Raw genomic sequence first — 7,181 nt, 5'->3', positions numbered from 1 at the left:
GTCGATCGCGTTAGAATACCATTATTGTAAACTACAGCTTCTAAACTCTTGCTATGACTTCGATCGCTACGCCGACTGCAAATGCTACTTGGATGTGGCGCGGACATCAAATTAATTATCGGGCTGATGGATCGACTGGCGCAGCCGTGTTACTAATTCATGGATTTGGGGCTTCGGTCGGGCACTGGCGCAAAAATATGCCCGTGCTGGCAGAAAATTGTCGGTGTTATGCGATCGATCTGATTGGCTTTGGAGCTTCGGCCAAACCTCAAGCCGGGACAGATGTTGAGTATACGTTTGAAACTTGGGGCGAACTAGTCGTCGATTTTTGTCGAGAAGTAATTGGGACTTCGACGATCTTAGTTGGTAACTCGATCGGCTGTATCGTCGCGCTCCAAGCTGCGGTAACAGCTCCAGAATTAGTTAGCGGCGTAGCCTTACTTAATTGTTCGTTGCGGTTATTACACGATCGCAAGCGTGCCGAAATGCCCTGGTATCGACGCTGGGGTACACCAGTCCTCCAGTCTATCCTCACTGTACCAGCAATCGGCCATTTCTTTTTCGATCGACTCGCCCAACGTAAAGTCGTCCGCAATATTCTGTTGCAAGCTTATCATCGACCCGAAGCGGTAACCGATGAATTGATCGATATTTTGATGGCTCCAGCCGCAGATCCAGGCGCAGCCAACGTATTTCTAAAATTTACCGCCTATTCCTGGGGGCCATTACCCGAAGATTTATTGCCACAGTTAACTTGTCCGGCGATCGCCATTTGGGGCGCGGCAGATCCGTGGGAACCGATCGCCTTAGGCCGCGAATTGATGAATGTGCCCTCGATCGATGAATTTTTTGAAATCCCCGCCGTCGGCCATTGTCCCCAAGATGAAGCCCCCGAATTGGTTAATCCGATCCTTCAGAGGTGGATTGCTGCTTTATAGTAATGAAGGCTTTAGGCTTTAGGCTTTAGGTTTTAGGTTTTAGGCTTTAGGCTTTAGGCTTGGAACTGCGTTCCAATTTTACCCATCTACTCATCCACCCATCCACTCATCCACTCATCCACCCATTCATGCAAGTAAAAGCCGCCGTCGCCTTCCAAGCAGGTAAACCCCTAGAAATTACCACCGTCGATCTCGCACCGCCACAAGCGGGAGAAGTTCTCGTCGAAATTAAAGCCACAGGTGTCTGTCATACCGATGCTTATACCTTGTCGGGAGCCGACCCAGAAGGCTTATTTCCGGCGATTTTAGGTCATGAAGGGGCGGGGGTTGTCGTCGAGGTTGGAGCGGGTGTAACGACGCTTAAAGCAGGCGATCGCGTGATTCCTTTATACGTCCCAGAGTGCCGGAATTGCGATTATTGTCTCAGCGGTAAAACCAATCTCTGTCAAGCGATTCGGCTCACTCAAGGGCGCGGTGTGATGCCCGATGGTAGCAGTCGCTTTTCTTATCAGGGCGAGATGTTGCATCACTATATGGGGACTTCGACTTTTGCCAACTATACGGTCGTGCCCGAAATTGCACTCGCAAAAATCCGTCCCGATGCCCCATTTGAAAAAGTATGCCTGATCGGTTGTGGGGTGACGACTGGTATTGGTGCGGTGATTAATACGGCCAAAGTCGAAGTCGGTGCGAATGTAGTGGTGTTCGGTTTGGGGGGTGTGGGTTTGAATGTGATTCAAGCCGCACGGATGGTCGGTGCAAACCAGATTGTCGGTATCGATATCAATCCAGCCAAACGCGCTTTGGCTGAAAAATTGGGGATGACTCACTTTGTCAATCCTCAAGAGGTTGAGGGAGATTTGGTTGCCTATCTGGTGGATTTGACCAAGGGTGGTGCTGACTACAGCTTTGAGTGTACGGGCAATGTTAACTTAATGCGTCAAGCTCTAGAATGCTGTCACAAAGGGTGGGGCGTGAGCGTGGTTGTCGGTGTCGCAGGAGCAGGACAAGAAATCGCTACCAGACCCTTTCAATTAGTTACGGGACGAGTCTGGAAGGGTACGGCGTTTGGTGGGGCTAAAGGGCGTACTGATGTCCCCAAGATCGTCGATTGGTATATGGAGGGCAAGATTAATATCGACGATCTGGTAAGTAATGTCATGCCGATCGATCGTGTCAATGATGCCTTTGATGCAATGCGTCGCGGCGAAGTAATTCGATCGATCCTGACATTTTAAGGAAGCTAAGAAACTTTTAGTCCCCCATCCCCATCTAAACGATACTGGCTTCTAAAGCCGATACATCAGGAATTAAGAGTATATCCTGATTGCGGGCGATTAGTCCCGCTGCTTCCATTTTGGTCAGTACGCGGGTGACGGTTTCTCTGGCCAAACCACTCATACTACTGAGTTCGCGATGTGGCAAATTGGGAATTTCCATACCACTAGAGACTGTTTTGCCCTGTCCTTCAACTAAAAATAGGAGTGTATCGGCAACTCTAGAGGCACTATTTGATTCCCGCAAGCGGAGGCGACGATTGACTTGGCGCAAGCGTCTGGCCATAAGTTGTGCCAAGCGCATTCCCGCTAATGGTTCGGTTTTGAGCAAACGGACAAAATCTTCAGCGGGGATATTGACGATCGTGGCTGGAGTCAGGCTCAAGACATCAGTAGAACGTGGTACTTGTTCTAGTGCGGCCATTTCACCGACGATTTCGCCTGTACCGACGATATTTAAGGTAATTTCGCGGCCATCTGCATTATAGGTGCGGATTTTGAGCCAACCGCTCAGGACAAAGTACACCGAGCCACCCCAATCATTTTCCAGTAAGATCGTCTGATTGGCGGGATGATTGCGAATGGCGGCATGAGCTAGCACGGGTGCTACCGCTGCGGCTGGCAATTCACTCAGAAAAGGTACTGAAGCCATCGCCTCTTGAAGGGAGATCTGCGTTGGAGTTTGAACGTTGTAATGTCGATTGTCCATACTGTTGGTTTCAATATACTGAGGGTAGAAGAGATCCAGTTAAGACAAGGTCGGGCTTCCTCCTACTTCGCGAACGATTCTTGTCACACTTCTAAGGCGAGGTATCCTCGCCAGAGTGCGCCGCTCTGTCAGTGTAGCCAGCTTTGTGCAAGGATTACTTTAAAGTAGTAGATGAGAGGTTTCTGGTAAACTCACCGAATCGATAATAATACAGTTATCTACAGCAAGCGCGTTTACACTCTAACATTGTCGTCCGACGATGTTGTCAATGTCACTGGAGCTAATCTCTAGTTGTAGTGCGATCGAACGATGACTTACCCTCAGTATGCCCGCAAATTATCCCGTTCACACTATTTGTGATGACGACTTTTTTGGAAAAGAGATTAGGCTTTAGGCTTTAGGTTTTAGGCTTTAGGTTTTAGGCTTTAGGCTTTAGGTTTTAGGCTTTAGGTTTTAGGCTTTAGGTTTTAGGCACTGGAGTAAGGGGTTCCCCATCCACCCATCCACCCATCCACTCATCCACCCATCCACTCATCCACTCATCCACTCATCCACTCATCCACTCATCCACCCATCCACCCATCCACCATTATGAATTTACCAAATTCGATCACACTCTCACGGCTGCTGGGTTTACCTGTAGTCGTTTATTGCCTTTATAGCGATCGTGTTACCTTGCGGTGGATTGGGTTGGGAGTCTTTGTAGTGGCGGCTTTGACGGATTGGCTCGATGGCTATCTGGCTCGGAAGTTGGATTTAGTTACCGATTTAGGCAAGTTTCTAGATCCGTTGGTGGACAAGCTACTGATTTTGATTCCGCTGTTAGTTTTAATCGAGCTACATCTAGTACCCGCCGTCGGTGTCTGTTTGATTCTGACCAGAGAATTGACGATCGCGGGTTGGCGAGTGGGTCAAACCCAAATTAGTGGTGCAAATATTTGGGGTAAGCTCAAGACGATCTCTCAGATTGTGGCGATCGCGATGATAATTACGCCCTTATCGGCCTCAAATCTGCCTTGGCATGTCGATAACTGGCATCTGTATGGTTTAATTGCTTTTTGGCTCTCGGTCGCTTTGACGCTGATTTCTGGCGCGATCTATCTGCTGCCGACACCAACTCCGTCTCGACCCGGATCGTAGCTACCAACATTCTCTCATTTTTCTCTGTAAATAGAGATTCTAGCTTTCTTAATATTTAATTAAGGAAGTCGTTTGACGGGTCTAAATCGATATGAATTCATTGCCCTGCAACAATTACAGGCTCGATCGACACATGAATTTATGTAAATAATTTTTGCCATCCAGATCCCACGCTCATGAGATTTGCCTTTACAATAGGTAACAGTAAGCGACCTAAACAGCGATCGACATCGCACTTAGTAGAACCCCAACAATTTGGCGGAGACACTGGTTCAGGCTTAGTAATTCTTGGAGTAAGGTATCTGATGGACTATATCGAAAGAGTGCTAGAAAAGTTAAAGCACTGGGCTAACAAGCTCATCGAAGCGTTGCTTGGCCCGGAAATCCAGCCCGAACCCGAACTGATTCCCATTCCGGTAGACGATCGAGTCCGCCAACGTCGATAGGCTTAAAGACCGAACTAAATATATGTCGATCGTTAGTGAAATTAGTCTGCTGGAGGAGCGCGCTCTTAGTAATTTGAGCGTGCTAATTTTGCATGGGCCAAATTTAAACCTATTAGGACTGCGAGAGCCACAGATTTATGGTGCGTCAACATTGGCTCAAATCGACGATCGACTAGTGAAATTAGGTCTGTCTTTGGGGACTAAAGTCGAGTCTTTGCAATCGAATCATGAAGGTGTGTTGGTAGATGCCATCCATGCAGCTAGAGAGCGGCATCAGGGTATTGTCATTAATGCGGGAGCTTATACGCACACGAGTATTGCCATCCGCGATGCGATCTCTGGGGTGAAAATTCCGACGGTAGAAGTGCATCTGAGTAACGTTTACCATCGCGAATCATTTCGGCACCACTCATTTATTTCAAGCGTTGTCGTCGGTCAAATTAGCGGGTTTGGCTCTCATAGCTACGAACTAGGTTTGCGTGCGATCGTCACTTATATTCAGAAATCTCTCTAACCGATCGATGCCCGATTAGTTCCCACTCGGCTACTCGGATTGCTATCTTGTGGGGAAGGCGATCGAGGGATAATACAAGAAAATGTACTGCCTTTACCTAAAATACTTTCAACCCAGATATTGCCACCATGCTGCTCGATTATACTGCGGCAAATTGCTAAACCCAAACCAGTCCCTTCACCACTGCGCGCATCCGAAGCATCTACTTGTTGGAATCTTTCAAAAATGACGCCCAATTTGTCACTCGGAATCCCCCGTCCGCAATCTCGGACTTGGAAGAGCATCTGTCCGGCTTGTTTGGTGGCAGTAAACCAGATCGTACTACCACTGGGCGAAAATTTAATGGCATTACCGAGTAAATTGGTGAAAGTTTGAATCATTCGATCGCAATCGACCCACACTTGACCGCCTGTATCGCTGACACTAAGCTGGACGCCAGCTTTCTCGGCGATAGGTTCGATCTCATCGACGGCTTTAGCCATTAATTCCGAAACATTGCAGACCGATTTGATCATTTGCACCGTACCCGACTCGATCCGTTCGATATCGAGGATATCATTTACCAATCGCATCAAGCGATCGGTACTATCGACGGCAATAGTTAATAACCGCTTTTCCTTGGCTGGCTGGTCGTGTAACAAGCCACTGGCCAACATCTTCAGCGAACCATAGATCGAAGTCAGTGGCGTGCGCAGTTCGTGGCTGACAATCGCGATAAACTCATCTTTGATCCGCTCCATTTGATGTCGATCGGTTACATCCAAGATCAGCGAAAAGATCGATGCCATACAACCCGTATCGTCTAGCTGGACTGAATTATACCACTCGCAGTTAACGATCGTGCCGTCTTGACAATAGTTGCGATTGATGGTGACGTTGCTAACTTCGATGCCAGAAGTGAGTCGCTCCATGATTTCACTAATCCGGTCGGCATCCTCTGGCACCACAAATTTCCATTCATCGGGACGTTTGCCCAAAACTTGAGCTGCCGACCACCCGAAGATCTTCTCTGCTGTTGCCGACCAGCGACTGACCCGAAACTCGCGATCCCATTCGATCGCGGCCAGGGGCGAATTTTCAAAATGAAAGTTGACTTTCTGAAGGGCATTGCGTAAGTCATTCTCGATCTGTTGGCGTTCGGTGACATCACGCAAGATAATCGTGGTGACTTTTTCGGCACCAAATTCTAAATAGGAAATCGAGGCTTCTGCCGGAAATTGGCGGCCATCGCGTTTGGTACCGATGACTTGTCGTCTGTTCTCCAGCGGTCGAGCGACACGCTCCCCAGTCGATAGCTCGGGGGTGAGGTGCCAACGGACGCACTCGCGATTGACATCGACAAATCCCGCAGGGAGCAAGAGATCGAGGGATTGCCCGATCGCTTCTGAGGCTTGATAACCAAAGATGTGTTCGGCTCCTTGGTTGAATAGAGCGATCGTGTGGTTGCTATCTACTGCAATGATGGCATCGCTAGCAATTTCCAAAATTCCGGCAAATCGCGATTGGGAGATTTGGAGTGCTGCTTCCGCTTTGTGACGTTCGAGCAATTCTTGCTGCAATCGATCGTTAATTTGTTGGAGATCTTGAGTGCGTTCGAGCACCCGAAGTTCGAGATCGATTTTGGCTTGACGTAGAGCTGTTTCGGTACGTTCGCGTTCGATCGCATAACGGATCGATCGCAGTAATAAGTTACTATCGACTTGGCCTTTGACTAGGTAATCTTGCGCGCCTTGTTGCATGGCGGAGATGGCCAGATTTTGGTCGTCTAGCCCCGTCAGGACGATAATCGGGATATTGGCATCGCGCTGGTGAAGCGTCAGAAACGAGCTGAGTCCTTGGCTATCGGGGAGGGAAAGATCCAGTAAGATCGCATCAAAACGGCTGTGTTCCAGACCTTTAGCGGCCTTTTCCTCAACCAGAGCTAATTGCTCGATCGCTTCAGCTAGGGTCATAACTGGGGTAATCCGACACCGAGTAGTCGTCACCTCGCGTAATATTTCTTGTAATAGTCGAATATCGCCAGGATTGTCTTCAATAAGCAAAATATTGAGTACAGTAATCATGCTGCGCTCGCGTTAGAGGACGGGGAGAGGGGTGGATGGGTGGATGGGTGGATGGGTGGATGGGTGGATGAGTGGATGAGTGGATGAGTGGATG

Annotated in this window: 7 protein-coding genes; 5 read left to right on the top strand and 2 right to left on the bottom strand. The window is 48.7% G+C overall.

Annotated features, from left to right (window positions below):
- Positions 1–53 precede the first annotated feature (53 nt).
- Both C7B77_RS19695 and C7B77_RS19690 read left to right on the top strand, forming a co-directional pair.
- Complete coding sequence (locus tag C7B77_RS19695; protein WP_106308721.1) at positions 54–938, top strand: alpha/beta fold hydrolase; 885 nt, start codon at positions 54–56, stop codon at positions 936–938.
- Between the two features lie 128 nt (positions 939–1,066).
- The gene (locus tag C7B77_RS19690; protein WP_106308718.1) at positions 1,067–2,176 is read left to right on the top strand and encodes an S-(hydroxymethyl)glutathione dehydrogenase/class III alcohol dehydrogenase; all 1,110 of its coding nucleotides are present in this window, start codon (positions 1,067–1,069) and stop codon (positions 2,174–2,176) included.
- A gap of 34 nt (positions 2,177–2,210) precedes the next feature.
- Here C7B77_RS19690 and C7B77_RS19685 read toward each other — a convergent pair whose 3' ends face one another.
- Positions 2,211–2,924 (bottom strand): Crp/Fnr family transcriptional regulator, encoded by a 714-nt coding sequence (locus C7B77_RS19685; protein WP_106308715.1) that lies wholly within the window; start codon positions 2,922–2,924, stop codon positions 2,211–2,213.
- Between the two features lie 591 nt (positions 2,925–3,515).
- On the opposite strand from C7B77_RS19685, the gene pgsA reads away from it, so the two are divergent.
- The 3 genes from pgsA to aroQ all read left to right on the top strand — a co-directional run bounded on the left by pgsA (position 3,516) and on the right by aroQ (position 5,024).
- The gene (pgsA, locus tag C7B77_RS19680; RefSeq protein ID WP_106308712.1) at positions 3,516–4,064 is read left to right on the top strand and encodes a CDP-diacylglycerol--glycerol-3-phosphate 3-phosphatidyltransferase; all 549 of its coding nucleotides are present in this window, start codon (positions 3,516–3,518) and stop codon (positions 4,062–4,064) included.
- Positions 4,065–4,369: 305 nt separating this feature from the next.
- On the top strand, positions 4,370–4,510 hold the full coding sequence (locus tag C7B77_RS30190) for a hypothetical protein (protein ID WP_181243933.1): 141 nt from the start codon (positions 4,370–4,372) through the stop codon (positions 4,508–4,510).
- Between the two features lie 22 nt (positions 4,511–4,532).
- Complete coding sequence (aroQ, locus tag C7B77_RS19670) at positions 4,533–5,024, top strand: type II 3-dehydroquinate dehydratase (protein WP_106308706.1); 492 nt, start codon at positions 4,533–4,535, stop codon at positions 5,022–5,024.
- On the opposite strand, the gene C7B77_RS19665 is transcribed toward aroQ, so the two are convergent.
- A complete protein-coding gene (locus tag C7B77_RS19665) occupies positions 5,021–7,087 on the bottom strand; it encodes a PAS domain S-box protein (protein WP_106308703.1) in 2,067 nt (688 codons plus the stop codon). The two genes, aroQ and C7B77_RS19665, sit on opposite strands and share 4 nt — an antisense overlap.
- Positions 7,088–7,181: the final 94 nt, after the last annotated feature.

Source organism: Chamaesiphon polymorphus CCALA 037 (genome assembly GCF_003003845.1).
Lineage (GTDB): Bacteria > Cyanobacteriota > Cyanobacteriia > Cyanobacteriales > Chamaesiphonaceae > Chamaesiphon > Chamaesiphon polymorphus.
The sequence above is the reverse complement of the archived record's forward strand: the minus strand, read 5'-3'. Positions and strand labels throughout refer to the sequence as shown.

Bases quoted from the DNA above. Each gene is read 5' to 3' on its own strand.
- C7B77_RS19695 (WP_106308721.1), top strand. From the start codon at position 54: ATGACTTCGATCGCTACGCCGACTGCAAATGCTACTTGGATGTGGCGC.
- C7B77_RS19690 (WP_106308718.1), top strand. From the start codon at position 1,067: ATGCAAGTAAAAGCCGCCGTCGCCTTCCAAGCAGGTAAACCCCTAGAA.
- C7B77_RS19685 (WP_106308715.1), bottom strand. From the start codon at position 2,924: ATGGACAATCGACATTACAACGTTCAAACTCCAACGCAGATCTCCCTT.
- pgsA (WP_106308712.1), top strand. From the start codon at position 3,516: ATGAATTTACCAAATTCGATCACACTCTCACGGCTGCTGGGTTTACCT.
- C7B77_RS30190 (WP_181243933.1), top strand. From the start codon at position 4,370: ATGGACTATATCGAAAGAGTGCTAGAAAAGTTAAAGCACTGGGCTAAC.
- aroQ (WP_106308706.1), top strand. From the start codon at position 4,533: ATGTCGATCGTTAGTGAAATTAGTCTGCTGGAGGAGCGCGCTCTTAGT.
- C7B77_RS19665 (WP_106308703.1), bottom strand. From the start codon at position 7,087: ATGATTACTGTACTCAATATTTTGCTTATTGAAGACAATCCTGGCGAT.